This window comes from Streptomyces sp. NPDC022552, assembly GCF_055561875.1.
This window is the reverse complement of the sequence record NZ_JBVHGJ010000005.1, coordinates 292,239-315,917: the sequence shown is the minus strand read 5'-3', so window position 1 is coordinate 315,917 and position 23,679 is coordinate 292,239. Positions and strand designations below refer to the sequence as shown.

General features: G+C 69.9%; 23 protein-coding genes and 2 tRNA genes. 11 read left to right on the top strand and 14 right to left on the bottom strand.

Annotation, left to right across the window (positions count from 1 at the left end):
- Positions 1 to 60: 60 nt before the first annotated feature.
- Positions 61 to 1,176, bottom strand: a complete 1,116-nt coding sequence (locus ACZ3OF_RS17030; protein WP_467305264.1) for an ABC-2 transporter permease — start codon at positions 1,174 to 1,176, stop codon at positions 61 to 63.
- 107 nt (positions 1,177 to 1,283) lie between these two features.
- Between ACZ3OF_RS17030 and ACZ3OF_RS17025 the strand changes: the two genes are divergently transcribed.
- Positions 1,284 to 1,829: a MarR family winged helix-turn-helix transcriptional regulator gene (locus ACZ3OF_RS17025; RefSeq protein WP_467305262.1), complete on the top strand. Its 546-nt coding sequence runs from the start codon at positions 1,284 to 1,286 to the stop codon at positions 1,827 to 1,829.
- Here the strand turns inward: ACZ3OF_RS17025 and ACZ3OF_RS17020 are convergent.
- The 3 genes from ACZ3OF_RS17020 to ACZ3OF_RS17010 form a co-directional block, all read right to left on the bottom strand.
- Positions 1,826 to 2,485 carry a response regulator transcription factor gene (locus tag ACZ3OF_RS17020; protein WP_361670063.1) on the bottom strand — a complete coding sequence of 220 codons (660 nt, stop codon included), beginning with the start codon at positions 2,483 to 2,485 and terminating at the stop codon, positions 1,826 to 1,828. The two genes, ACZ3OF_RS17025 and ACZ3OF_RS17020, sit on opposite strands and share 4 nt — an antisense overlap.
- Before the next feature lie 39 nt (positions 2,486 to 2,524).
- Positions 2,525 to 4,198 (bottom strand): sensor histidine kinase, encoded by a 1,674-nt coding sequence (locus ACZ3OF_RS17015; protein WP_467305410.1) that lies wholly within the window; start codon positions 4,196 to 4,198, stop codon positions 2,525 to 2,527.
- A gap of 215 nt (positions 4,199 to 4,413) precedes the next feature.
- Positions 4,414 to 4,500, bottom strand: a tRNA-Leu gene (locus ACZ3OF_RS17010).
- A 454-nt stretch (positions 4,501 to 4,954) separates the two neighbouring features.
- Here ACZ3OF_RS17010 and ACZ3OF_RS17005 point away from each other — a divergent pair.
- The 6 genes from ACZ3OF_RS17005 (at position 4,955) to pknB (ending at position 13,083) form a co-directional block, all read left to right on the top strand.
- Positions 4,955 to 5,809, top strand: a complete 855-nt coding sequence (locus tag ACZ3OF_RS17005) for a DUF3662 and FHA domain-containing protein (protein ID WP_361670065.1) — start codon at positions 4,955 to 4,957, stop codon at positions 5,807 to 5,809.
- 10 nt (positions 5,810 to 5,819) lie between these two features.
- Positions 5,820 to 6,341 carry an FHA domain-containing protein FhaB/FipA gene (locus tag ACZ3OF_RS17000; protein ID WP_361435325.1) on the top strand — a complete coding sequence of 174 codons (522 nt, stop codon included), beginning with the start codon at positions 5,820 to 5,822 and terminating at the stop codon, positions 6,339 to 6,341.
- Between the two features lie 168 nt (positions 6,342 to 6,509).
- Positions 6,510 to 8,018, top strand: a complete 1,509-nt coding sequence (locus ACZ3OF_RS16995) for a Stp1/IreP family PP2C-type Ser/Thr phosphatase (protein WP_361670067.1) — start codon at positions 6,510 to 6,512, stop codon at positions 8,016 to 8,018.
- 26 nt (positions 8,019 to 8,044) lie between these two features.
- Positions 8,045 to 9,475 carry an FtsW/RodA/SpoVE family cell cycle protein gene (locus ACZ3OF_RS16990; RefSeq protein WP_361670070.1) on the top strand — a complete coding sequence of 477 codons (1,431 nt, stop codon included), beginning with the start codon at positions 8,045 to 8,047 and terminating at the stop codon, positions 9,473 to 9,475.
- Entirely contained in the window at positions 9,472 to 10,938 is a 1,467-nt protein-coding gene (locus ACZ3OF_RS16985; protein WP_361670072.1) for a peptidoglycan D,D-transpeptidase FtsI family protein, read from the top strand. The genes ACZ3OF_RS16990 and ACZ3OF_RS16985 overlap by 4 nt, the downstream gene beginning before the upstream one ends.
- A gap of 153 nt (positions 10,939 to 11,091) precedes the next feature.
- Positions 11,092 to 13,083: a Stk1 family PASTA domain-containing Ser/Thr kinase gene (gene pknB, locus ACZ3OF_RS16980; RefSeq protein WP_361670075.1), complete on the top strand. Its 1,992-nt coding sequence runs from the start codon at positions 11,092 to 11,094 to the stop codon at positions 13,081 to 13,083.
- A gap of 73 nt (positions 13,084 to 13,156) precedes the next feature.
- Here pknB and ACZ3OF_RS16975 read toward each other — a convergent pair whose 3' ends face one another.
- From ACZ3OF_RS16975 to ACZ3OF_RS16950, 6 genes are read right to left on the bottom strand one after another with little or no spacing between them, the layout of a single operon-like run.
- Positions 13,157 to 13,831, bottom strand: a complete 675-nt coding sequence (locus ACZ3OF_RS16975; RefSeq protein WP_467305256.1) for a class E sortase — start codon at positions 13,829 to 13,831, stop codon at positions 13,157 to 13,159.
- Positions 13,832 to 13,877: 46 nt separating this feature from the next.
- A complete protein-coding gene (locus ACZ3OF_RS16970) occupies positions 13,878 to 15,017 on the bottom strand; it encodes a class E sortase (protein WP_467305254.1) in 1,140 nt (379 codons plus the stop codon).
- Positions 15,014 to 15,652 carry an aminodeoxychorismate/anthranilate synthase component II gene (locus ACZ3OF_RS16965; RefSeq protein ID WP_361670084.1) on the bottom strand — a complete coding sequence of 213 codons (639 nt, stop codon included), beginning with the start codon at positions 15,650 to 15,652 and terminating at the stop codon, positions 15,014 to 15,016. Before ACZ3OF_RS16965 ends, ACZ3OF_RS16970 begins: the two co-directional genes overlap by 4 nt.
- Positions 15,649 to 15,819 carry a hypothetical protein gene (locus ACZ3OF_RS16960; protein ID WP_361600656.1) on the bottom strand — a complete coding sequence of 57 codons (171 nt, stop codon included), beginning with the start codon at positions 15,817 to 15,819 and terminating at the stop codon, positions 15,649 to 15,651. The genes ACZ3OF_RS16965 and ACZ3OF_RS16960 overlap by 4 nt, the downstream gene beginning before the upstream one ends.
- 55 nt (positions 15,820 to 15,874) lie before the next feature.
- Positions 15,875 to 16,567, bottom strand: coding sequence for a class E sortase (locus ACZ3OF_RS16955; protein WP_361670087.1), 693 nt, complete (start codon positions 16,565 to 16,567; stop codon positions 15,875 to 15,877).
- 19 nt (positions 16,568 to 16,586) lie between these two features.
- A complete protein-coding gene (locus ACZ3OF_RS16950) occupies positions 16,587 to 17,354 on the bottom strand; it encodes a DUF881 domain-containing protein (protein WP_361670090.1) in 768 nt (255 codons plus the stop codon).
- A 151-nt stretch (positions 17,355 to 17,505) separates the two neighbouring features.
- Between ACZ3OF_RS16950 and crgA the strand changes: the two genes are divergently transcribed.
- Positions 17,506 to 17,760, top strand: coding sequence for a cell division protein CrgA (gene crgA / locus ACZ3OF_RS16945; protein ID WP_137988265.1), 255 nt, complete (start codon positions 17,506 to 17,508; stop codon positions 17,758 to 17,760).
- Positions 17,761 to 18,045: 285 nt separating this feature from the next.
- Here the strand turns inward: crgA and ACZ3OF_RS16940 are convergent, their stop codons facing one another.
- Positions 18,046 to 18,912: a rhomboid family intramembrane serine protease gene (locus ACZ3OF_RS16940; protein ID WP_361670093.1), complete on the bottom strand. Its 867-nt coding sequence runs from the start codon at positions 18,910 to 18,912 to the stop codon at positions 18,046 to 18,048.
- 133 nt (positions 18,913 to 19,045) lie between these two features.
- Positions 19,046 to 19,573, bottom strand: a complete 528-nt coding sequence (locus ACZ3OF_RS16935) for a peptidylprolyl isomerase (RefSeq protein ID WP_361670095.1) — start codon at positions 19,571 to 19,573, stop codon at positions 19,046 to 19,048.
- Positions 19,574 to 19,741: 168 nt separating this feature from the next.
- Between ACZ3OF_RS16935 and ACZ3OF_RS16930 the strand changes: the two genes are divergently transcribed.
- Positions 19,742 to 20,482, top strand: coding sequence for a DUF5324 family protein (locus ACZ3OF_RS16930; protein ID WP_361670098.1), 741 nt, complete (start codon positions 19,742 to 19,744; stop codon positions 20,480 to 20,482).
- A 143-nt stretch (positions 20,483 to 20,625) separates the two neighbouring features.
- On the opposite strand, the gene ACZ3OF_RS16925 is transcribed toward ACZ3OF_RS16930, so the two are convergent.
- Together ACZ3OF_RS16925 and ACZ3OF_RS16920 are read right to left on the bottom strand one after the other, a co-directional pair.
- A complete protein-coding gene (locus tag ACZ3OF_RS16925) occupies positions 20,626 to 21,000 on the bottom strand; it encodes a DUF6344 domain-containing protein (RefSeq protein ID WP_361670101.1) in 375 nt (124 codons plus the stop codon).
- A gap of 442 nt (positions 21,001 to 21,442) precedes the next feature.
- Positions 21,443 to 21,515 (bottom strand) — tRNA-Ala (locus ACZ3OF_RS16920).
- A gap of 128 nt (positions 21,516 to 21,643) precedes the next feature.
- Between ACZ3OF_RS16920 and ACZ3OF_RS16915 the strand changes: the two genes are divergently transcribed.
- Both ACZ3OF_RS16915 and ACZ3OF_RS16910 read left to right on the top strand, forming a co-directional pair.
- Complete coding sequence (locus ACZ3OF_RS16915; RefSeq protein WP_352187237.1) at positions 21,644 to 22,192, top strand: helix-turn-helix domain-containing protein; 549 nt, start codon at positions 21,644 to 21,646, stop codon at positions 22,190 to 22,192.
- Positions 22,193 to 22,247: 55 nt separating this feature from the next.
- Positions 22,248 to 23,567 carry a serine/threonine-protein kinase gene (locus ACZ3OF_RS16910; protein WP_361670104.1) on the top strand — a complete coding sequence of 440 codons (1,320 nt, stop codon included), beginning with the start codon at positions 22,248 to 22,250 and terminating at the stop codon, positions 23,565 to 23,567.
- Positions 23,568 to 23,679 lie beyond the last annotated feature (112 nt).

Genomic DNA, 23,679 nt, shown 5'->3' with positions numbered 1-23,679 from the left:
CTGTGGACAACGACCTGTGGACAACTGCCTATGGCGACTGCCCACCAGGCCATCGGCCACTCAGACCCCGACGGCCTCCTCCATCTCCTCCTCAGCGACAGCCTCGGCCCCGGACGCCCCCGCCGCCCCGGACGCCCCGGACGCCACAACAGGCGCGACCGCCGCAGCCGGCGCCCCAGCACACGTGGCCGGGAGGCGGCGCGCTTCGGCCAGGCCCGCGCAGACCGTGACGGCCACTCCGGCGAGGAGCCAGAGGGCGAGGACGAACAGGTGTCCGCCGAGTGCGTGGCCGTCGAAGTAGACGTGGCTGCGGACGCCCTCGACGAATCCGGCGCCGTTCCAGAAGGCGTGCAGTGCGCCGAAGAAGCCGGGCTGGAGTTCGGGTCGGTAGATCCCGCCGGAGCTGGTGAAGTTGAGCATGACGAAGAGGACCATCACGCCGAGGGTGGTCCAGCGCCGCAGGAAGGTGTGGAGTCCGACGCCGATCAGCAGGATGCCGGCCGAGTACAGCCAGGACATGGCCCAGACTCCACCGAGCCCCTGGTCGACGAGGTGGAACATCGGTCCGGCGAAGACCGTGCCGACGAGGCTGACGACGAGGGACGTTCCGGCGGCGAGCAGGGCACGCACGCGCAGGGGCAGGACGGCTCCGGCGCCGCCGATGACGGCGACGGAGGCGTACGAGCCGATACTGAGCGCGACCAGGAGGAAGAAGACGCCCTGTCCGGTGGGGTCGCCGTCCGAGACGGGGGCGACGTCGGTGACCTTCAGGGGTGCGTCCTGTGCGGTGGCGACCCTGGTGAAGACCTTCTCGACGGCCATGGCGCTGGTGTCGGAGGAGGCGGAGGCGACGAGCAGTTCGGGGTGGGCGCCGGGGAGGTAGGCGCCGAAGGTGGACTGGTCGCGCAGTGCCGAGACCGCTGTGTCCCGGTCGGGGACGGTGCGGACGTCGAGGGCGCCGGCGCCCTTGTCGTGGAGGGTCTGGGCGAGGACCTGGGTGGTGGGGCCCGAGCCGACGACGTCGACGCGCAGGTCGTGGGGCTGGGGGGCGTGGAACGCGCCGAGGTAGGCGAGGCCCATGCCGACGCACATGAGCAGCGGGGTGAGCAGGTGCCCGAGCACATGCCGCAGCGCACCTGTCGACGCCGGTCCCGCGGAGTGGGGTCCTGCGGACACCGCACACCTCCATGGTTGGCTTTTACAACTAACTAACCGTTGTACTATACAACTGAACCGGTGGGGAGCAAACCGGTCAGGTGATCCGGTGATCCAGGGAGCGCATCATGACCGACGGCCCGCGCGAGGCTTCCGTCGACATCATCCAGCGGGAGCTGACGGCCTTCTCCCGCCGCGCCCGCGCCGCGGCCGCCCGGCTCCACCCGGATCTGCCGCTCGTCTCGTACACCCTGCTCGCCCATATCGACGACCAGCAGGGCTGCCGCGCCACCGACCTCGCCGCCCACTACCTCCTGGACAAGTCGACGGTCAGCCGCCAGGTCGCGGGCCTGGAGAGACTCGGCCTGGTCGAGCGCCGGCCCGACCCGGAGGACCACCGGGTCCAGGTCCTGCACCCCACCGAGGCGGGCACCCGCGTCCTCGCCGCCACCCAGGCGAGCCGTCGCGCCGCCTATCAGGAGCGCCTCAGGGACTGGTCCGCCGAGGACCTCGCGCAGTTCGCCTCGTACCTGCTCCGCTACAACGCGGCGGGCACCGCCGTCCTCCCCGACGTCACCCCGCCCCCGGCTACGGCGACGGACCGCCGGAGCACCCCGCCGAAGTCCGGCGCCCAGGCGGCCGAGCTCGCCCAGGCGCCCCTGGATCTCCCCTAGAGCCCCGCGTCGCGCGCCAGCAGCGCCGCCTGTACGCGGTTCTCGCAGCCCAGCTTCGCCAGGATCCGGCTGACGTAAGTCTTCACCGTGGCCTCGCTCATGTGCAGGCGCCGTCCCGCGTCCGCGTTGGACAGCCCTTCCCCGAGCAGCGCGAGGACCTCGCGTTCCTTCTCGCTGAGGGCCGCCACCCGCCCCCTGGCCTGCTCGGCGCGCGCGACCTCCCGGCCCGAGGCCAGCTGCTCCACCACGTGACGTGTGGCGGCGGGCGAGAGGTACGCGTCCCCCGCCGCCGCGGCCCGTACCGCGCGGATCAGCTCGGCCGGGGCGGTGTCCTTGAGCAGGAACCCGGCGCCCCCGTGCTCCAGGGCGCGCAGTACGTTCTCCCGCTCGCCGAACGTCGTCAGCACGATCACCCGTGTCGAGGGTGCCGCCCGGCGCAGCTCGGGCAGCGCGGACAGACCGTCGAGCACCGGCATCTGGATGTCGAGCAGCACCACGTCCGCGGCGTGTGCCCGTGCCTCCTCGACCGCGTCCCGGCCGTTCGCCGCCTCCGCGACCACCTCGATGTCCTCGTCCGAGGTGAGGATCATCCGGATCCCGGCCCTGATCAGCGGCTCGTCATCGGCGATCACGACCCTGATGCGCTGCCCTGCCACAGCTACTCCCCAACGGCTACCGGTTCGGGCGGGTCAGCGCTAGCGCGTGACCTCGTACGACTTCTTCTCGATCAGCTTGCCGTCCTTGAAGCAGAACCGGAAAACCGGCTCCGCCTCGCTGTCCACGACCTCCGAGGACATCAGCACCAGGCACTTCGATCCCTCGGGCTCCGCGGGCCCCTTGCCGTGCAGCCCGACGGTGGTGACGGTGTCGCCGGACGGCAGCCGGTCACGGACGTCCTGTTCGGCCGCGCCGACCTTGACCGCGTCGTACTCGCCCGGGTCGATCATGCCCTTCTCCAGCGACGACACCAGGAAGTAGACGCCGAAGCCCCCCGCCACCAGCAGCAGCACGAGGGCCGCGAACGCTATCCCACATCCCACCGCGACTCCACGGCCCGTGCTCCCGCCCCCGCGCATCGCCATCGCCAGCTCCCGTTCCGTCAGCGTCCAGTCGGCCTGCCCGACCGGTACGCGACCACGGTCGCCGAGCAGAGGCCTCGTCGACTGCTGCCGGAAGTCGTCCTCCGCATCGACCAAAGGCGCTGCTTCCACCGTCCCGTACGGCAGCATCCCGGCGACCCGGAACCCGCCGCCGTCGACCGGCCCCGCGTGGACGATGCCGCCGACCAGCCGCGCCCGCTCGTGGAGCCCGGTCAGCCCCTGCCCCCCGCTGACCACGCCCTCCGGCGACTTCGCCGCCGCCTCGTTGACGATCTCCACGACCAGGGAGTCCGGCTCGTACCGCACTTCCACGTCGATGAGCGCGCCGGGCGCGTGCTTGTAGGCGTTGGTGAGCGCCTCCTGCACGATCCGGTACGCGGCGTGGTCGGCGGCCGGCGGCAGCGGCCGGAGCTCCCCGCGGCGCCGCAGCTCCACCCGGTTCCCCGCGCCCCGCGCGGCCTCCACGAGCCCCTGGATACCGGCGGTCCCCCGCGCCGCCCGTCCCGACGCGTCGCCGGACCGTGCGGGCGCGGCCGCGGTCTCGGACGGCGCGGCGACGCCGTCGCGCAGGATGCCGACGACCTCGCGCAGCTCGTGCATGGCGGTCACCGACGCGTTGCGCAGTACGCCGACGGCCTCGCGCTGCCGGTCGGTCAGCTCCCGGTCGACCTCCAGGGCGCCGGTGTGGACGGCGATCAGGGCGAGCTGGTGCCCGAGGCTGTCGTGCATGTCCTGGGCGATCCGCTGCCGCTCCAAGAGCCGCGCCTGTCCGACCACCATCGCGCGTTCCCGCAGCAGCTGGGCGTTGTGTTCCTGCAGGGTGTGCAGCAGGGTCCTGCGCTGGGTCCAGTACCGGTTGGCGAGGCCCGGCGCGAGGGTCGTCGCCAGGTAGTAGAGCGTCGACATGAAGACGACGGTGAGCGTCCGGTGCAGGTCCCAGATGTCCACCAGACTCGCCGCGATGTTCAGCACGTACGCGACGGTGTACGCGATCAGCGCCCGCCCGGCGCCCGCGATGTACCGCCCGGAGGACCAGCCGATGAGGATCAGGAGCACCACGAAGCCCGGAACGAGCGGCGCGAGCCCGCCGGTGACGACGAGCATGGTGACGGGCAGCCGCCGGCGCAGCAGCGACAGCACGGCGGCGGCCAGGCCGACCGCGGCGAGCTGCCATCCCTCACCGCCGAGCAGTTCTTCGCTGCCGGCGGCGAGGAGCCCCATCACGACGGAGAGGACCACCTCGCCGGCGGTCCTGCGCCGCGACCACATCTCGGGCGCCGCGAACCATGCCCACCCGGCGCCGATCCCGGCCCTGATCTTCGAAGTCGCGTCCACGCTCGCACCCTAGGCAGCGCCCAGCCCCGCCCGCGGCTCTCTTTCGTCTCGCCCGACCGCGACGAACGTCGCATCCCTCACATCGCCGGCCGGCCCCGAAGCCGACAACGCGGAAGCCCCGTAGGTCGATGACCTACGGGGCTTCCGTCTGGTGCGCGAGGGGGGAGTTGAACCCCCACGCCCTTGCGGGCACTGGAACCTGAATCCAGCGCGTCTGCCTATTCCGCCACCCGCGCATTGGGTGTGCTCCGGGCTCCCACACCGTTTTTCCGGTGCGATCGCCTGGCGACATCTGAAGATTAGCACGTCGCAGACGGTGGATTCACATCCGTTGTTTGACCCCCTCCCGGAGCGAACAGGGACAGTCGGAGGACGGACATCGCCGTCCGCGAGCCGGAGGACGGAGAGGACGGAGCAGTGCCCAGGGAAGCCCACCAGGGACACGGCGTGCCCGGAAGGGCACGGGTAACGGGAGGAACGGGACGGACCACGCCCGCCGTCGCGCCCCACTCCTCCTGCTCGCTCCCCGGGTGCGGGACACTGTCCAGGGGCCGCCTCTACGATCCGTGGGGAAAGCCTGTGAGAGGTGACACTCGTCCACAGGGCAGAGAAGGGGAACCAGCCGATTTCCCGACGCGTGGATACGATCAGTAAGCAGTACCAGGACGGCAACGACGGAGGAGGTGCCCCATGGGAGTCCTGAAGCGTTTCGAACAGCGGCTCGAAGGCCTGGTCAACGGCACCTTCGCCAAGGTCTTCAAGTCCGAGGTCCAGCCCGTCGAGATCGCGGGCGCTCTCCAGCGCGAGTGCGACAACAACGCGACGATCTGGAACCGCGAGCGGACCGTCGTTCCCAACGACTTCATCGTCGAGCTGAGCACGCCGGACTTCGAGCGTCTCAGCCCGTACTCGGGTCAGCTCGGCGACGAGCTCGCCGGCCTGGTCCGCGACTACGCCAAGCAGCAGCGGTACACCTTCATGGGCCCGATCAAGGTGCACCTGGAGAAGGCCGACGACCTCGACACCGGTCTTTACCGGGTGCGCAGTCGCACGCTCGCGTCGAGTTCGTCACAGCAGCAGGCCCCCGCCGCCGCCCCTCAGCCCGGCCGCGCGCCGGGTGGTTACGGCTATCCTCCGGTCGGTGCTCCGCCGATGCCCGCGGCCCCGCCGCCGGGCGCCGGCGGCATGCAGCGACCCGGGCAGGCGCCCGCCGCCGGCCGCCCCACGGCCGGTGGACCCGGCCCCATGCCTGCCTCCGGCGCCCAGGTGCGCCGGTGGATCGAGATCAACGGCACCCGCCATCAGATCTCCCGCCCGACCCTGGTCCTTGGCCGCAGCACCGACGCGGACGTGAGGATCGACGATCCCGGCGTCTCCCGCCGGCACTGCGAGATCCGGACCGGAACGCCCTCGACGATCCAGGATCTCGGATCCACCAACGGCATCGTGGTGGACGGGCAGCACACCACCCGCGCTACGCTCCGCGACGGCTCGCGGATCGTCGTGGGCAGCACCACCATCGTTTACCGGCAAGCCGAAGGGTGAAGCGGGGGCAATGTCAGAGCTGACCCTGACGGTCATGCGGCTGGGTTTCCTGGCCGTTCTGTGGCTGTTCGTGATCGTGGCCGTCCAGGTCATTCGAAGCGACCTGTTCGGCACACGTGTCACGCAGCGCGGTTCGCGCCGCCAGGACGCCCGGCCGCAGCAGAATCCGCGCCAGGCGGCCTCGCCGCCGCAGCAGCGCGGACAGCAGAACACGGGCGGCGGGCGCCAGCGCCGCGGCGCGCCGACCAAACTCGTCGTCTCCGAGGGGACGCTGACCGGCACGACGGTCGCCCTGCAGGGGCAGACCATCACGCTGGGCCGCGCCCACGACTCGACGATCGTGCTGGACGACGACTACGCGTCCAGCAGGCACGCGAGGATCTACCCGGACCGGGACGGCCAGTGGATCGTCGAGGATCTCGGGTCCACCAACGGCACGTATCTCGACCGGACCCGTCTCACCACCGCCACGCCGATTCCGCTGGGCGCGCCGATCCGCATCGGCAAGACCGTCATCGAGCTGCGGAAGTAGTACGACAATGAGCGAGCGGAGCGAGCGGGCCGACGCGGTCCCCACGACGGACCGCGCGGCGGACCGTCAGGTCCGGGCCGCGTACCGGCACGGGCTCCCGACCGGAGGGTGGGCAGTGTGGCTCGAGACCGGCTGTACCCCGAGGCGACGCCGACAGGGCAGGTGCGCATGAGCCTGTCACTGCGCTTCGCCGCCGGGTCGCACAAGGGCATGATCCGCGAGGGCAACGAGGATTCCGGTTACGCCGGACCGCGGCTGCTCGCCATCGCCGACGGCATGGGCGGCCAGGCCGCCGGTGAGGTCGCCTCCTCCGAGGTGATCTCCACGCTCGTCACCCTCGACGACGACGTCCCCAGCTCCGACATCCTCACCTCGCTCGGTGCCGCCGTGCAGCGTGCCAACGACCAGCTGCGGCTGATGGTCGAGGAGGACCCCCAGCTGGAGGGCATGGGCACCACGCTCACCGCCCTGCTGTGGACGGGTCAGCGCCTCGGCCTCGTGCACGTCGGCGACTCGCGTGCGTACCTGCTGCGGGACGGTGTCCTGACGCAGATCACCCAGGACCACACGTGGGTGCAGCGGCTGGTCGACGAGGGCCGGATCACCGAGGAGGAGGCCACCACTCACCCGCAGCGCTCGCTCCTGATGCGCGCGCTGGGCAGTGGCGACCATGTCGAACCGGATCTGTCGATCCGTGAGGTGCGGGCCGGCGACCGCTATCTGATCTGTTCCGACGGGCTGTCCGGAGTCGTCTCCCATCAGACGATGGAGGACACGCTCGCCAGCTACCAGGGCCCGCAGGAGACCGTGCAGGAGCTGATCCAGCTCGCGCTGCGCGGCGGCGGCCCCGACAACATCACGGTGATCGTCGCCGACGTCCTCGACGTCGACGGCGGTGACACCCTGGCCGGTCAGCTCAGCGACACCCCGGTGATCGTCGGCGCGGTCGCCGAGAACCAGGTGCAGCAGTCCGACGGCGGGGCGATGCAGACGCCGGCCGGCCGGGCCTCCGGGCTGGGCCGCACGGCGCCGCACCAGCAGCCGCCCGGCGGGCACGCGCCCCAGGGCTTCGGCCCGCCCGGCAGCGGCGACGACCACGGCTACGGCGGGATGCCGCCGCAGGGCTCCTTCGGGGCGTACACCGACGAGAACTTCGACAAGTACGAGAAGTTCGAGAAGCCGCGCACCGGCCGCAAGTGGCTGAAGCGCAGCTTCTTCCTGATCCTCGCGCTCGCGGTGGTCGGCGGCGGTGTCTACGGCGGCTACCGCTGGACGCAGACGCAGTACTACGTCGGCTCCAACGAGGAGCATGTCGCGCTCTACCGGGGTATCAGCCAGGACCTGGCGTGGGTCTCGCTCTCGGACGTGGAGAAGGACCACCCCGAGATCGAACTCAAGTACCTGCCGCCCTACCAGCGCAAGCAGGTCGAGGAGACCATCGCGGGCGGCAGCCTCGGCAAGGCCCAGACGAAGATCGCGGAGCTGTCCGTGCAGGCCTCGGCCTGCAAGAAGACCGAGCAGCGCCGCGAGGCCGCCGAGAAGTCCGCGGACCAGGCGAGCAAGCCGCCCGCCGAAGGCGCCACGCCCGACAACAAGCCCACCACAGCCGCTCCCTCCCCGGGCCCCACCCTCACGGAGGACGAGCAGAAGCTGGCCTCGAACTGCGGCAAGCAGTAAGCACCCGTAGGGGGCCTTTCACCACCATGAGCGTTGTCACCAACACGACCACCATCGGCGCGATCGAGGCGCCGAGCCGCCGGAACACCGAGCTGGCGTTGCTCGCGTTCGCCGTCGCCATCCCCGTCTTCGCGTACCTCAACGTCGGTCTGGCGATCGACGGCAAGGTGCCGGCGGGGATGGCCGGGTACGGCCTCGGCCTCGGCCTGCTCGCGAGCGTCGCGCACCTCGTGGTGCGCAAGTTCGCCCCGTACGCGGACCCGCTGCTGCTGCCGCTGGCGACCCTGCTGAACGGCATGGGCCTGGTGCTGATCTGGCGACTGGACCAGTCGCCGCGCATCATCAACCGGTACAAGACGTTCACCCCGGACGCGCCCAGCCAGATGCTGTACTCGGCGATCGCCGTCGCGATGTTCGTGGGCGTGCTGCTGATCCTGAAGGACCACCGGGTCCTCCAGCGCTACACGTACATCTCCATGGTGGCGGCCCTCGTCCTGCTGCTGCTGCCGTTGGTGCCGGGCCTCGGCGCCGACGTCTTCGGAGCCAAGATCTGGATCAGCGTCGCCGGCTTCTCCATCCAGCCCGGTGAGTTCGCCAAGCTCGTCCTCGCCGTCTTCTTCTCCGGCTATCTGATGGTGAAACGAGACGCGCTGGCACTGGCCAGCCGCCGCTTCATGGGGCTCTACCTGCCGCGTGGCCGTGACCTCGGCCCGATCCTCACCATCTGGGCCGTCAGCCTCCTGATCCTGGTCTTCGAGAACGACCTGGGCACCTCGCTGCTGTTCTTCGGCATGTTCGTGATCATGCTGTACGTGGCGACGGAGCGGACCAGCTGGGTCGTGATGGGTCTGCTGATGTCGACCGCCGGTGCGGTCGTGGTCGGCTCCACCGCCACCCACGTCCAGTCCCGTGTGGCCGCCTGGCTCGACCCGTTCGAATGCCTGAAGACGGCGCCCGAGGGGTCGAACATGGCCGCCGCCTGTGACCAGATGACGCAGGTGCTGATGTCGTTCGGCTCCGGAGGCATCCTCGGCACCGGCCTCGGCCAGGGCAACTCGGACCTGATCGGCTTCGCCGCCAACTCCGACTTCATCTTCGCCACCGTCGGCGAGGAGCTCGGCCTGACCGGCGTGATGGTGTTCCTGCTCCTGTACGGCCTGATCATCGAGCGCGGTGTCCGTACCGCCCTCGCTGCCCGCGACCCGTTCGGCAAGCTGCTCGCCATGGGCCTGTCCGGCGCTTTCGCGCTGCAGATCTTCGTCGTCGCGGGCGGTGTGATGGGCCTCATCCCGCTGACCGGTATGACGATGCCGTTCCTGGCCTACGGCGGTTCCTCCGTGATCGCCAACTGGGCCCTGATCGGCATCCTGATCCGGATCAGCGACACCGCGCGCCGCCCGGCGCCCGCCCCCGCCCCGTCCCCCGACGCCGAGATGACCCAGGTGGTCCGACCGTGAACAAGCCCCTGCGCCGGGTCGCGATCTTCTGCGGCCTGCTGGTCCTCGCCCTGCTGATCCGGGACAACTGGATCCAGTACGTCCGCGCCGACGAGCTGAACGCGCACCCGAAGAACCGGCGCGTCACGATCGAGCGGTACGCCGCCGAGCGCGGCAACATCATCGTCGACGGCCAGCCCATCACCGGGTCTGTCGACTCCCAGGACCCGTACTACCGGTTCAAGCGCACCTACACCGACGGCCCCATGTGGGCCCCGGTCACCGGTTACGCCTCGCAGGCCTACGACGCCAACCAGATCGAGAAGATCGAGGACGGCATCCTCACCGGCAACGACGACCGGCTCTTCTTCGACCGCACCCTGTCGATGTTCACGGGTGACAAGAAGAAGGGCGGCAACGTCGTCACGACGCTGAGCGGCGCCGCCCAGAAGGCCGCCTTCGAGGGCCTCGGTGACAAGACCGGTGCGGTCGTCGCCATCGAGCCCAAGACCGGCAAGATCCTCGCGCTGGCCTCCACGCCCTCGTACGACCCCTCGACCTTCGCCGGCTACTCCGCCAAGGACGAGAAGGCCTGGGTCGCGCTGGAGAAGGACAAGAACAAGCCGAAGCTCAACCGCGCGCTCCGCGAGATCTACCCGCCCGGCTCCGTCTTCAAGGTCGTCACGGCGGCCGCGGCGCTGGAGAGCGGCAAGGTCACCGACATCAACGCGCCGACGGTCACCCCCGAGCCGTACAAGATCCCGCTCTCCACGCGGAACATGGTCAACCATGCCAGTGGGTGCGAGAACGCCAGCCTGAACCAGGCGCTCGAGGTCTCCTGCAACTCGGTCTTCGCCAAGCTCGGCGACGACGTCGGCCGCGACAAGATGGTCGAAATGGCCGAAAAGTTCGGTTTCAACGCCGAGCAGTTCACGCCGGTCCGCTCCGCCGCCTCCGTCTACGACAAGAAGATGGACCGCGGCGGGAACGCGCTCTCCTCCATCGGCCAGTTCAACACCGCGACCACGCCGCTCCAGATGGCCATGGTGGCGTCCGCGATCGCCAACGACGGCAAGCTGATGAAGCCGTACATGATCGACAAGCTCGAGGCGCCGAACCTCGACGTGATCAAGGCGAACGAGCCGGAGGAGATGAGCCGCCCGGTCTCCCAGGAGACCGCGCAGAAGCTCCAGCAGATGATGGAGAACGTCGTCAGCAACGGCACCGGCGCCAAGGCCGACGTCAAGATGGACGGCGTCAAGGTCGGCGGCAAGACGGGTACCGCGCAGCACGGCGAGAAGAACGCCAAGCGTCCTTACGCCTGGTTCATCTCGTACGCGAAGACCGACCAGGGCGCGCCGGTCGCGGTGGCCGTCATCGTCGAGGACTCCGCCGGTACGAACCGTGAGGACATCTCCGGTGGCGGCCTGGCCGCCCCGATCGCGAAGTCCGTGATGAAGGCGGTACTGAAGACCAGGAGCTGAGCTTGCGGCCGGGCACCGGCCAGGTACCGGTCAGGTATCAGGTGCCGGTCGCGGGCGGATCGCCCTCCCGTGGCCGGTAGCCTTTGCGCGAACAGCACACCGCCGGACCACACACGGGTGCGGTCGGGACAGACGGAGAGGGCTGGATCAGTTATGGAAGAGCCGCGTCGCCTCGGCGGCCGGTACGAGCTGGGCTCGGTGCTCGGCCGTGGTGGCATGGCAGAGGTCTACCTCGCCCACGACACCCGGCTCGGCCGCACCGTCGCCGTGAAGACGCTGCGGGCCGACCTCGCCCGCGACCCGTCCTTCCAGGCCCGGTTCCGCCGTGAGGCCCAGTCGGCCGCCTCGCTCAACCACCCGGCGATCGTCGCGGTCTACGACACCGGCGAGGACTACGTCGACGGGGTCTCCATCCCGTACATCGTGATGGAGTACGTCGACGGTTCGACCCTGCGTGAGCTGCTGCACTCCGGGCGCAAGCTGCTGCCCGAGCGCACGCTCGAGATGACGGTCGGCATCCTCCAGGCGCTGGAGTACTCGCACCGCGCCGGCATCGTGCACCGCGACATCAAGCCGGCGAACGTGATGCTGACGCGGACCGGTCAGGTCAAGGTCATGGACTTCGGCATCGCGCGCGCCATGGGCGACGCGGGCATGACCATGACGCAGACCGCCGCGGTCATCGGCACGGCCCAGTACCTCTCCCCGGAGCAGGCCAAGGGCGAGCAGGTCGACGCCCGCTCCGACCTGTACTCCACCGGCTGCCTGCTGTACGAGCTGCTGACCGTCCGCCCGCCGTTCATCGGCGACTCCCCGGTCGCGGTCGCCTACCAGCACGTACGGGAGGAGCCGCAGCCTCCGAGCAACTTCGACCCCGAGATCACGCCCTCGATGGACGCCATCGTCCTCAAGGCGCTGGTCAAGGACCCCGACTACCGCTACCAGTCCGCCGACGAGATGCGCGCCGACATCGAGGCCTGCCTCGACGGGCAGCCCGTCGCGGCGGCCGCGGCCATGGGCGCGGCGGCGTACGGCGGCGGGTACGGCAACGGCTACGGCGGCTACGCCCCGGACGACCAGCCGACGACCGCGCTGCGCCAGACCGACCCGGCCGGCCAGACGTCCATGCTCCCGCCGATGAACCCGGACGACGGCGGCTACGCCTACGACGACCGCCCGGACCGCCGGCGCCAGAAGAAGTCGAACACCTCGACGATCCTGCTGGTCCTCGCGGGCATCCTGGTCCTGGTCGGCGCGGTCCTCATCGGCCAGTCGATCTTCGACGAGAAGGAGGGTACGGACCAGGTGGTCGTACCGTCCCTGGTCGGCCACACCCTCCAGGAGGCCGAGTCCCGGGCGAAGAACGCCCAGGTGAAGGTCGCGCAGTCGGGCTCCGAGCGCTGCGACCAGCCGAAGGGCAAGATCTGCAGCCAGACGCCGGTGGCGGACGGCACGGCGAAGATGAACGTCGAAGAGACCATCTCGGTCGTCATCTCCGAGGGCGCCCCGCAGATCGAGGTCCCGGACGTGACGGAGAAGTCCCAGGAGAGCGCTGAGCAGCTTCTCAAGGACAAGGGCTTCAAGGTCGTCGTCAAGCAGGAGGAGTCCGACGAGGACCCGGGCAAGGTCCTGCGCCAGAGCCCGGACGGCGGCGCCAAGGCCGAGCAGAACTCCGAGGTCACGATCACCGTGGCGAAGCAGGCGAAGTCGCTGCTCCCCGACGTCACCGGCCGTAACGTCGACCAGGCCATCCAGGACCTCAAGACGCTCGGCTTCGAGAACGTCGGACGCCAGGACGAGGATTCGCAGCAGCCTCTCGGAACGGTCCTCGGCATGACGCCGAACGGCAACAGCAACCAGCCGAAGGACGTCCAGATCACGCTGCGCGTCTCCAAGGGCCCGCAGCAGACCCAGACGACGATCCCGACGGGTCTGACGGGCAAGAAGTTCGAGGAAGTGAAGCAGCAGCTGGAGGCCCTGGGCCTGGTGGTGCAGCAGCAGGGCTCGGACAAGAACGACGCCATCGTCATGGGCACCAACCCGCCCGAGGGAAGCCCCGTGAACACCGGCCAGACGATCACCGTCTTCTCGGCGGGCGGCGGCGGCAACGGCGGCAACAACGGCGGCGGCGGCATCTTCGACTAGCGGTCGCGCGTACACGCTGAACGGGAAAGGCCCCGGCATCCACGAGGATGCCGGGGCCTTTCTCGTACCGTCGTCAGCCGAGCTCCGCCGGGGGCGTCCGGGCCGCGTCGACCTTCTCCGTGCGGACCAGTTCGCCCCACACGATGTACCGGAAGTCCGACGTGTACATCGGCGTGCACGTCGTCAGCGTGATGTAGCGGCCCGGCTTCGACCTGCCCGATTCCTTCGGGACCTGCTGGAGGACGTCCACGTTGTACTTCGTCGTCTCCGGCAGGGACTTGTAGACCTTGTAGACGAACCACGTGTCCTTCGACTCGAAGACGATCGCGTCGCCGGTCCTCAGCTTGTGGATGTTGTGGAACTTCGCCCCGTGCCCGTCCCGGTGCGCCGCCAGCGTGAAGTTGCCCTGCTTGTCCTGCGGGAGGGCCGACTTGACCGGGTCCGTGTAGTAGCCGGCGACGCCGTTGTTCAGCGTCTTGCTGTCGGTGCCCCTCTTGACGAGTATCTCGTCCCCGCCCATCGCCGGGACGTGCAGGAAGCCGATGCCGTCCTTGGTGTCCAGGGCGCCGGGCCCGGACGCCCAGTTGTCGCGGACCTGGTCGCCGTCCTTGTCGGCGGCGCGGTCGGCCAGGACGTTGGTCCACCACAGCGAGTAGACGACGAAGAGACCGAGCACCAGGCCCGCGGTGATGAGGAGTTCGCCGAAGAGACTGATGACTCCGGCGATCCAGTTGCGCGCACGTGCCACTGCGTCGTCCCGTCCTGAAGTATGGGGGTCGTGGATTCGTAGGGTCTCAGCCTACGAGCGCGTCCGGCTTTCCCTTGCTGCGCGGGCGTTCCTCGACCATCTTGCCCCACACGATCATGCGGTACGTACTGGTGAATTCGGGCGTGCACGTCGTCAGCGTGATGTACCGCCCCGGCTCCTTGAAGCCCGACTGCTTCGGCACCGGGTCGATCACCGACACGTTCGACGGCGCGGTCTGCGGCAGGATGCTCGCCATCTCGTACGTGTAGTACGCGTCCTGGGTCTCGACGACGATCGGGTCCCCGGGCTGCAACTGGTTGATGTACCGGAACGGTTCGCCGTGCGTGTTCCGGTGCCCGGCGACAGCGAAGTTGCCTTCCTTGTCGCCCGGCATCGCCGTCTTCAGGGTGCCCTCGCTGTAGTGGCCCACCATGCCCCGGTCCAGGACCTTGGGCTTGCTGATGCCCTCGGCGACGGGGACGACCACGTCCAGCTTGGGGATGTACATGATCGCGAAGCCCTGTCCCGGCTCGAACGCGCCCGGCGCCCGTCCCTTGGACCAGGAGTCCTCGATCTGCCCCTTGGCCTGGTTCGCCTGCTGCCCGGCCCGTACGTTCGTCCACCACAGCTGGTAGGTGACGAAGAGGAGCATCACCACCCCGAAGGTGATGAACAGCTCGCCCACCAGACGGCTCGCGACGACACCGACGCTGTCCTTCGCCGCCTTGGCCGCGCGCCGGGCCTCGACGCGGGAGAGCGGTGCGGCCGGGGTCCCGGAGGCGGCTGCGGCAGCGGGTGCGCCCCGACGGCCCTTCCCCTTGCCCTTGGCGGCGCGCCGCCGCTCGGCCCTGCCCGGGCCCGGAGGCGCCACAGGCGTCTCCACGGCCCTCAGGGCCATCGTCTCGTCCCGAGGCTCGTACGGCGCCTCCGGAGGCTCGTACGGGCCTTCCTGGGCCACCTCGTGAGGCTCGTACGGCACGTCCTGAGGCTCCGGCTCCGGCTCGAACTGAGGTGGCGACGCCGACTGCGGCGCCTCGGCCACGGCGTCAGGTATCGCCCCGTACTGGTACCCGTACTCACCGTACGGATTCGGGTGCGCCATCGCGTACGGCGCCTCCTCCGGTATCGCCCCCGGTTCCGGTTCCGGCAGGTTCGTCGCCCGGAACCACGGCGACCCCGCCGTCACGCGACAGCCTTGCCCACCACCGGCGCGAGCCCCGCCGACCTGCCGATCGCCCCCTTGTCGCCGCACTGCTCCAGCCAGTTGGCGAGCATCAGGTGGCCGTGCTCGGTGAGCACCGACTCGGGGTGGAACTGCACGCCCTCGACGGCCAGATCACGGTGGCGGAGCCCCATGATGATGCCGTCGTCCGTCCGGGCGGTGACCTCGAGCTCCGCCGGCACCGTCGCGGGCTCGGCGGCCAGCGAGTGGTAGCGCGTCGCCGTGAACGGCGACGGCAGGCCGGCGAAGACGCCCTTGCCCTCGTGCGTGACGAGCGAGGTCTTGCCGTGCAGCAGTTCGGGGGCGCGGTCGACGACTCCGCCGTACGCGACGGCCATCGACTGCATGCCAAGGCAGACGCCGAAGACGGGCACGCCGTTCGCGGCGCAGTGGCGCACCATGTCGATGCAGACACCGGCCTGTTCGGGCGCGCCGGGCCCGGGCGAGAGCAGGACGCCGTCGAAGCCGTCCTGGGCGTGGCCGAGCTCGACCTCGTCGTTGCGCAGCACTTCGCACTCGGCGCCGAGCTGGTAGAGGTACTGGACGAGGTTGAAGACGAAGCTGTCGTAGTTGTCGACGACGAGAATCCGCGCGCTCACTGGCCGTCCACCGTCACATCGTTGAACGGAAGCAGCGGCTCCGCCCAGGGGAACACGTACTGGAAGAGGGCGTAGACGACCCCCAGGACGAGCACGAGCGAGATGATGCCCCGGACCCACGCGTTGCCCGGCAGATGCCGCCAGATCCAGCCGTACATGACGTCCACTGCCCCTTCCGTTCGTTACGGGCACCAGAGTACGGGGCGAAGGAGCCGTGAGGGGTCAGCCCGCCAAAGCAGGTGGCTTGCCCTGCGTCACAGGCTGGGTGGCGTCGAGGTGCGCCCAGGCGATCAGCCGGTGACTGCTGCCCCACTCCGGTTCGCAGGTGGTGAGCGTCAGATAGCGTCCGGGGCCGTCGAAGGCGGCCGCGTTCTTCCGCAGCGGACGGGGCACGGGGTCGATCACGCCGATGTCGGTGGGGACGGTCCGGTACGGCTTCGTCGCGATCCGGTACGTGAACCAGGTCGTGCCGTCGGTGAGGACGACCGCGTCACCCGGCCGCAGCCGGGGGAAGTCCTTGAACGGATCTCCGTACGTGCGCCGGTGGCCCGCCACGGAGAAGTTGCCGGTCTCGCCGAGGCGGGCGGTGGCGGCGTAGTGGCCGAGGCCCTTCTTCAGGACGGCGGCGGACGTGCCCTCCAGGACGGGCCACTCCCAGCCCGCGCCGAGTCGGGGGATGTACATGACGGCGATGCCCCGGCCGGTCGTGTACGGCCTCGGGGGCGGCGCGGACGGGGCGGCGCCCGGAACGGGGCGCTCCACCCACTCCCGCTCCAGGGTCGCGATCTGCCCGGCCGTCGCGCTCTCCGCCTGGACTCCGGTCCAGTGGAGGACGTACACGACGAAGAGGACGATCACGGTCCCGGCGGTGATGCACAGCTCGCTGAACGTCCTGACGATCAGTCGCACCGCCACCGGCTGGGCCTCCCCGCAGTCAGCTCACAGGCTTCGCGTAGTGGAGATCCACTGTGCCGGAGTAGCCGGGAAGAGTCACCGCCTTGTGCTCGTCGACTTTCCAGCCGAGGCCGTAGGCCTTCACGTACAGCTGGTAGTTCTGGACGGCGGGCGAATCGGCGAGCGCCTTGGTCAGCTTCCCCCGGTCACCCACGGCGGTGATCTTGTACGGGGGTGAGTAGACCCGGCCCTGGAGGATCAGGGTGTTGCCCACGCAGCGCACGGCGCTGGTCGAGATGAGCCGCTGGTCCATGACCTTGATGCCCCGGGCCCCGCCCTGCCAGAGCGCGTTCACGACGGCCTGGAGGTCCTGTTGGTGGATGACGAGGTCGTTGGCCTGTGGTTCGGGGTAGCCGGGTGCCGCCTGGGCGTCCGGCGGGGCGTCGTTGAGGGTGACCGTCAGGCCCGCCCCGGACGTCTCGCTGGTCCCGGCGGCCGCCTCGAGGGCGCGGAGTTTCGCGTCCTCGGCGCTCGTGGAGCCGTCGTCGCGGGCCGCGAGGGTGTCGACCTGACCGCGCAGGGCGGCGGTGGACTCGTCGAGGCCGGCGTTCTTGTGGCTGCGCTCCTCGATCAGGTCGGAGAGCCGCAGCAGCGACGCGTCCGTCCGGATGTTCGTACCCTTGGCAGTGTTGAAACTGGTCACGAAGATCAGCCCGGCCAGGGCGAAGACGGCAGCCGTCAGCAGCCGGACGGGGCGCCACCTGGTGGGTCGGCCCGGCCCGGGGGAAGAGTCGGCAGAATTGCTCAACGTACCCTGATCCCCTTCGGTGCCGTGGAACCACTACGCTAACGGACGCCCGGGGGACGCAGTGGTCCTCCTACGTCACCCAGCCGTCCCACCCCGGCGCCAGCCACAGTTCCCTGCGCGGTCACGCAGCGCATCGACAGGAGAGTCCCTCGTGCCGAAGTCACGTATCCGCAAGAAGGCCGACTTCACGCCCCCGCCCGCCAAGCAGGCCACCAACATCAAGCTGACCAATCGCAGCTGGGTGGCACCGGTGATGCTGGCGCTGTTCCTGATCGGGCTCGTGTGGATCGTCGTCTTCTACGTCACCGACGGCACGCTGCCGGTGAAGTCCATCAACAACTGGAACATCGTGGTGGGCTTCGGCTTCATCGCGGCCGGGTTCGGCGTCTCGACGCAGTGGAAGTAGCGGGCTCCCGGCTTGCCCGTCAAGCCTTGCCCTGAACTTATCCACAGCGTTGTGCACAGCACTGGATAACTTACGAAGATCTGTGGATAACCATCAGTCCGGTTGACGCCGGTGTGACTGCGGCACGATGGCCCAGGATCCGTCCCGCCCCTCGCTCCTGCTGGAAAAGCCCAGCTCAGGAGCGGGGGGCGTGGTCGTTCTCCACGAGATGCTCACGGCCCGCCACGCGCTGTGGATAACTCTGGGGAAAGCTTTGCGGAGAAGCTCGTCCACAGCCCTCCGCGCTCAGGTGAGCGCTGCCGAGCGGGCGAGGACCATCCCCAGGTCGATCAGGAGCACCAGTCCACAGGCTCCGTACTGCACGAGGCTCCGCCGCGCCCGCGGCGCGTGCAGCAGGCCGTAGGTCACCAGGGCGCCGCCGACGAGACCGCCGATGTGCGCCTCCCAGGAGATCCCGGGCCGGGTGAAGGTCAGCAGCAGCGACAGGGCGACGAAGAGGGCCACCGGCCGCATGTCGTACCGCTGGCGGCGGGTGAGCACGGCCCAGGCGCCGATCAGTCCGAAGACGACGCCCGAGGCACCGAGCGAGGGCTGGTTCGGCGCGGCCAGCAGATAGGCGAGGGCGGAACCGGAGAGTCCGGAGAGCAGACAGAGCGCGGCGTAGCGGACCCTGCCGAGCTCGGGTTCGACGATGCCGCCGATGACCCAGAGCCCCAGCATGTTGAAGAGGAAGTGCGGGATCTCCTGGTGGAGGAAGGTCGAGGTCAGCAGCCGGTACCACTCGCCGTCCGCGACGCCCACGATCTCGCCGAGCGGCGGGCTGAAGGCGTAGCCGATCAGCGACAGCTCGTCCACGAGCCGGTCGCCGGCCACCTGGACGGCGATGAACAGGGCGAGGTTGACCGCGATGAGGATCTTGGTGACCAGGCGCCCGTCCGATGCCACCCGGCCACCGGCGAGCGTCCGGGGCTGGTTGGCGTCGGGCGCGTGGCCCGTGCCGGAGCCGTTCCGTACACAGTCGGGGCACTGGAAGCCGACGGACGCGGAGACCATGCACTGCGGGCAGATCGGCTTGTCGCAGCGGGTGCAGCGGATGCCTGTCTCGACGTCCGGGTGGCGGTAACAGCGCGGCAGGCCGGACTGCGGCTCCATGGAGGTCCCTCCCGAGGAGATGGGGCGGCGAGGCTGCGCCCCGCCTTCCTGATACGGACGGGCGGGGCGGAAAGGTTCCCTGTCGGCGGGCGCGGGCGACCCGGTCGGCGCGGGGGCCGGGCGGGGTGACCGGTCAGCGGGTCTCGATGACGACCGACTCCAGGACCACGTCGTCGAGCGGCCGCTTCGTGTTCGGGTTGACCGGGATGGCGGCGATCGTGTCGACGACCTTCTTGCTGGCCGCGCCGACGACCTCGCCGAAGATCGTGTGCTTGCGGTTCAGCCAGGTCGTCGCGCCGACCGTGATGAAGAACTGCGAGCCGTTCGTGCCCGGGCCCGCGTTGGCCATGGCCAGCAGATAGGGGCGGTCGAAGAAGAGCTCGGGGTGGAACTCGTCGGCGAACTCGTACCCCGGCCCGCCGGTGCCGTTCCCCAGCGGGTCCCCGCCCTGGATCATGAAGCCCTCGATGACCCTGTGGAAGACGGTGCCGTCGTACAGGCGGTCCGCAGCGATCGTGCCGGTGACCGGATGCGTCCACTCCCGCTCGCCCTGGGCGAGTTCGGTGAAGTTCCTGACCGTCTTCGGGGCGTGGTTCGGCAGCAGCCGAATCTCGATGTCGCCCTGGCTGGTCCTGAGAGTGGCGTAGAGCTGCTCGGCCACGGTCCGCCTTCCGTAAGTCTCCACTGACGCGCATCGCATCCTTGCACGGAAGCGTCGTGGGTATGCCCCGGATGCCAGCCCCGCATGCCGGACCGCGTTCCGGCAGGCATGATTTCGAAAAGGGTGGAAAGGCGAAATACCGACACCGCCACCGAGTAGGAGGATCCCGTGACCCGGATGGACAGCGTGCGCGCCGCGACCGATTCGGCCAAGGACAGCGTGCTGCACGCCGCGGAAGTGGTGGCGCCTTACGCCGGCACGGCCAAGGACCAGGCAGCTCAGTACGCCGGCACGGCCAAGGACCAGGCCGCGCGCTATGCGCACGAGGCACGCGTCCGGCTCGCGCCGAAGGTCTCGCAGGCCGCTCAGCAGGCCCGTAAGCAAGCTCGTGTGCAGTACGAATGCCATGTCGCACCGCATGTACCGCCGCGGGTCGACGACGCCGCGCAACGTGCCGCGGTGGTGACCCGCAAGGCCGCCCGTCAGGCGGCGGACTACACGGTGCCGCGTGTCGGACAAGCGGTCGCCGCCACCGGTCCCGTTCTGGACGAGGCCGGTTCACGTTCGGTGGCCGCCTGGGCCGCGCTGCGCGGTCAGGTGACACCGAGGGAGATCGAGAAACTCGTGCGGAAGCACGAGCGTCGGGCCAGGGCCGCACGACTCGCCAAGGGACTCGCAGTCCTCGGCGTGGTGACCACCGGTCTGTTCTTTGCGTGGAAGTGGTGGGACAAGCAGGCCAACCCGGACTGGCTGGTCGAACCGCCCGCTCCTACCGAGGTCGATGAGGATGTACCGGAAGCGTCGTCCGGGACGTCGCCGCTGTCGTCCGTCGACGGCAGTGGGGCTCTCGATCCCGAGGTGGAGGCCAAGGAAGCCGATGCGGACACGGATGACGACGAGCGTCGCTGACCGTGGACTGCCTCAGCGTTCCGGCCGGCTCGTGGGGCCTGGGCTCGTGGGGCCTGGGCTCGTGGGGCCTGGGCTCGCAGGGCCTTAGCTCCTGGTGCCTGCGCTCGTAGGGCCTGGGGAGGAGTACGTCGACTCCCCATGCCCTACGCCGCCGTGGCGAGCGCCAGGTCCGACAGCTCCGCCTGATCCGCGAGCGTGGTCTCGAGCGGGGAGCCGGCGCGCAGGTGGCGTACGGAGGGCGAGGAGTTGTGTGCCTCGGCGCCGATGCGCTGCTTGATCGTGGGCGGCAGGGAGCGCTCGCGGACCGTCGTGGGCCACTGATACGCCGCCCTCTGCGCCGGTACGGCGGCGACGGTGCGGGCCACGGCGGCGGCGCTCTTGGCGGCCGGCTCCTCGGGCTGCTGGACGGCGGGAGCCTGCGCGGCGGCGGCGGTGGACGCCAGGCCGACGGAGGCGAGCAGGGCGAAGAGTACGGAGATGAAGGCGGTCCAGAACTGCTTGACCTTGGCGGTGGCCATAGCCCCTCACTTTCGTGACGCTACGTTCGTGACGTTCTCGGATGGTTCATTTCGGATTGCGCGCTTTTCGTACCTTCCTCATGATGGGGACGCGGATCCGGATTCCCCGGAGCTACGCCGTCACCGCGCAGTTCTTCCGATGAACACCACCCGTACGGCTCAGTGGGCCGTGGCGAGCTCCGTGGCGCCGTGCGCGGCGGGTGCCTGGGTGCGGGTGTGCTCGGCCCAGCGGACCGCGGGTTTCGTGGCCGTTCCGGTCAGCAGGAAGATCCCGCCGGGGGGCGCGGGAGGCCTGCGGTACCGGGGAGAGGGCGTTCGCCATGGACACGACGCTAGGGGCCCGTTGCCCAGCCTGACAGGTCCATTACAGGCCCTGGGAGTGGGCCAATCGACAAAAAGCCCCTCCGCACCGCGCTGCCGCGGTCCGAAGGGGCTTGTCCGGTGGAGCCTAGGGGAGTCGAACCCCTGACATCTGCCATGCAAAGACAGCGCTCTACCAACTGAGCTAAGGCCCCGGAACGAGAACAGAGTACCGGGTCACCCCCTCTTTCCCGCAAAAGGATTGGGACTCCCGATGGACGACCACGCTCCGTAAGATGCTGCCCGGGGTTCGCAGTGGCGAACCAAGGGATGGGGAGAAGCAATGGACGCAGTACAGCAGGAAGCCACGGCAAGAGCCCGCGAGCTTCAGCGCAGTTGGTACGGAGAGCCGCTGGGGGCGCTCTTCCGTCGGCTGATCGACGACCTCGGCCTCAATCAGGCCAGGCTCGCGGCTGTGCTGGGGCTGTCGGCGCCCATGCTCTCCCAGTTGATGAGCGGCCAGCGGGCCAAGATCGGCAACCCGGCCGTCGTCCAGCGGGTCCAGGCCCTCCAGGAGCTCGCCGGCCTGGTCGCCGACGGCAGCGTCAGCGCGGCCGAGGCCACGGACCGGATGGACGAGATCAAGAAGTCCCAGGGCGGCTCCGTCCTCACCGGCACCAGCCAGACCACGACCAGCTCCGGTGCGCCGACCGTGCGCCGCGTGGTCCGCGAGATCCAGTCGTTGCTGCGCTCGGTGGCGGCCGCGGGGGACATCATCGATGCCGCCGACTCCCTCGCCCCGGCCCACCCGGAGCTGGCAGAGTTTCTCCGGGTGTACGGCGCCGGGCGCACCGCGGACGCGGTCGCGCACTACGAGTCGCACCAGAACTGACGCAGAGCAGCCGGTCCGGTAGGACGGACCCGGAACGGGGAGCGGGCGCAGCGCAATGGGTGAGGTCTTCGCTGGTCGGTACGAGCTGATCGACCCGATCGGACGCGGTGGGGTCGGCGCCGTCTGGCGCGCCTGGGACCACCGTCGCCGTCGGTATGTGGCGGCCAAGGTCCTCCAGCAGAGCGATGCCCATACGCTGCTCCGCTTCGTCCGCGAGCAGGCGCTCCGGATCGATCATCCCCATGTCCTCGCGCCGGCCAGCTGGGCCGCCGACGACGACAAGGTGCTGTTCACCATGGATCTGGTGGCCGGCGGGTCTCTGGCGCACGTCATCGGCGACTACGGGCCGCTGCCGCCGCGCTTCGTCTGCACGCTGTTGGACCAGCTGCTCGCCGGATTGGCCGCGGTGCACGCGGAGGGGGTCGTGCACCGCGACATCAAGCCGGCGAACATCCTGCTCGACGTGACCGGGACCGGGCGGCCGCATCTGCGGCTGTCCGACTTCGGCATCTCGATGCGCAAGGGCGAACCCCGCCTCACGGAGACCAACTACGTGGTGGGGACGCCCGGTTACTTCGCGCCCGAGCAGATGTTGGGCGCGGAGCCGGACTTCCCCGCCGACCTCTTCGCGGTCGGTCTGGTCGCGCTGTATCTGCTCCAGGGCCAGAAGCCGGACTCCCGCGCCCTGATCGAGTACTTCATGGCGCACGGGACGCCGGGAGCCCCGGAGGGCATTCCCGAGCCGCTGTGGCAGGTCCTCGCGGGCCTGCTCCAGCCCGACCCGCAGGCCCGCTTCAAGACGGCCACGGGTGTCCGGAAGGCGCTGACCGCGGCCGTCGAGATGCTGCCCGAGCCCCGTCCGGACGAGGAGTCGGTCGAGGTCTTCGACCAGATCGGCCCGCTGCCCGCCGGCTTCGGCCCGAACGGCCCCGAGGTCCCCGCGCGCCAGGCCCAGGCGCCCAAGGCCCCGGCCGCCCCCCCACACGTACCCGCACAGCCGCAGGACCAGGCTCAGCAACAGCCGCCGGCACAGCACCAGCAGCCGCCGAGCCCCTCCGAGACGGGCAGCTTCCACCTGCCCCCGCCGCCTCCTCAGCCGGTCGCCGCCCCCACGCAGCCCCCGGTCCCCGCTTCCGCGCACACGGCCTCCCCCCATCCCGCCGTCGCGCCCGACTTCGCCCAGACTTCGACGGCCGCGGTGTTCCCTCAGCCTTCTACTCGTCAATACACCGCTCCCGCCGGTCAGGTTCCCGTTCCGGCGGCGCCATCCGTCCCGGCGAAGCGACCGGGACCGCCCCCGAAGGTGGCGATCCCGGTCCTGTTCGTCGCGCTCGTCTGCTTCGCCGTCGGCATCTGGGCGCTGACCCAGACCTGAGCGAGATCCTGAGCTTGGCCAGGCCCTGATCCCTGCCCCGCCCTGAGACCGGCCCCGCCCGGCCCTGAGCCCGGCAGCGGCCCCGGACCCGACCGCCGGACGGCCGGACCGC

Excerpts from the sequence above, each read along its gene's own strand:
- ACZ3OF_RS17025 (WP_467305262.1), top strand. The coding sequence starts at position 1,284 with ATGACCGACGGCCCGCGCGAGGCTTCCGTCGACATCATCCAGCGGGAG.
- ACZ3OF_RS17015 (WP_467305410.1), bottom strand. The coding sequence starts at position 4,198 with ATGTGGTCGCGGCGCAGGACCGCCGGCGAGGTGGTCCTCTCCGTCGTG.
- ACZ3OF_RS17005 (WP_361670065.1), top strand. The coding sequence starts at position 4,955 with ATGGGAGTCCTGAAGCGTTTCGAACAGCGGCTCGAAGGCCTGGTCAAC.
- ACZ3OF_RS17000 (WP_361435325.1), top strand. The coding sequence starts at position 5,820 with ATGTCAGAGCTGACCCTGACGGTCATGCGGCTGGGTTTCCTGGCCGTT.
- ACZ3OF_RS16995 (WP_361670067.1), top strand. The coding sequence starts at position 6,510 with ATGAGCCTGTCACTGCGCTTCGCCGCCGGGTCGCACAAGGGCATGATC.
- ACZ3OF_RS16990 (WP_361670070.1), top strand. The coding sequence starts at position 8,045 with ATGAGCGTTGTCACCAACACGACCACCATCGGCGCGATCGAGGCGCCG.
- pknB (WP_361670075.1), top strand. The coding sequence starts at position 11,092 with ATGGAAGAGCCGCGTCGCCTCGGCGGCCGGTACGAGCTGGGCTCGGTG.
- ACZ3OF_RS16940 (WP_361670093.1), bottom strand. The coding sequence starts at position 18,912 with ATGGAGCCGCAGTCCGGCCTGCCGCGCTGTTACCGCCACCCGGACGTC.
- ACZ3OF_RS16925 (WP_361670101.1), bottom strand. The coding sequence starts at position 21,000 with ATGGCCACCGCCAAGGTCAAGCAGTTCTGGACCGCCTTCATCTCCGTA.
- ACZ3OF_RS16915 (WP_352187237.1), top strand. The coding sequence starts at position 21,644 with ATGGACGCAGTACAGCAGGAAGCCACGGCAAGAGCCCGCGAGCTTCAG.
- ACZ3OF_RS16910 (WP_361670104.1), top strand. The coding sequence starts at position 22,248 with ATGGGTGAGGTCTTCGCTGGTCGGTACGAGCTGATCGACCCGATCGGA.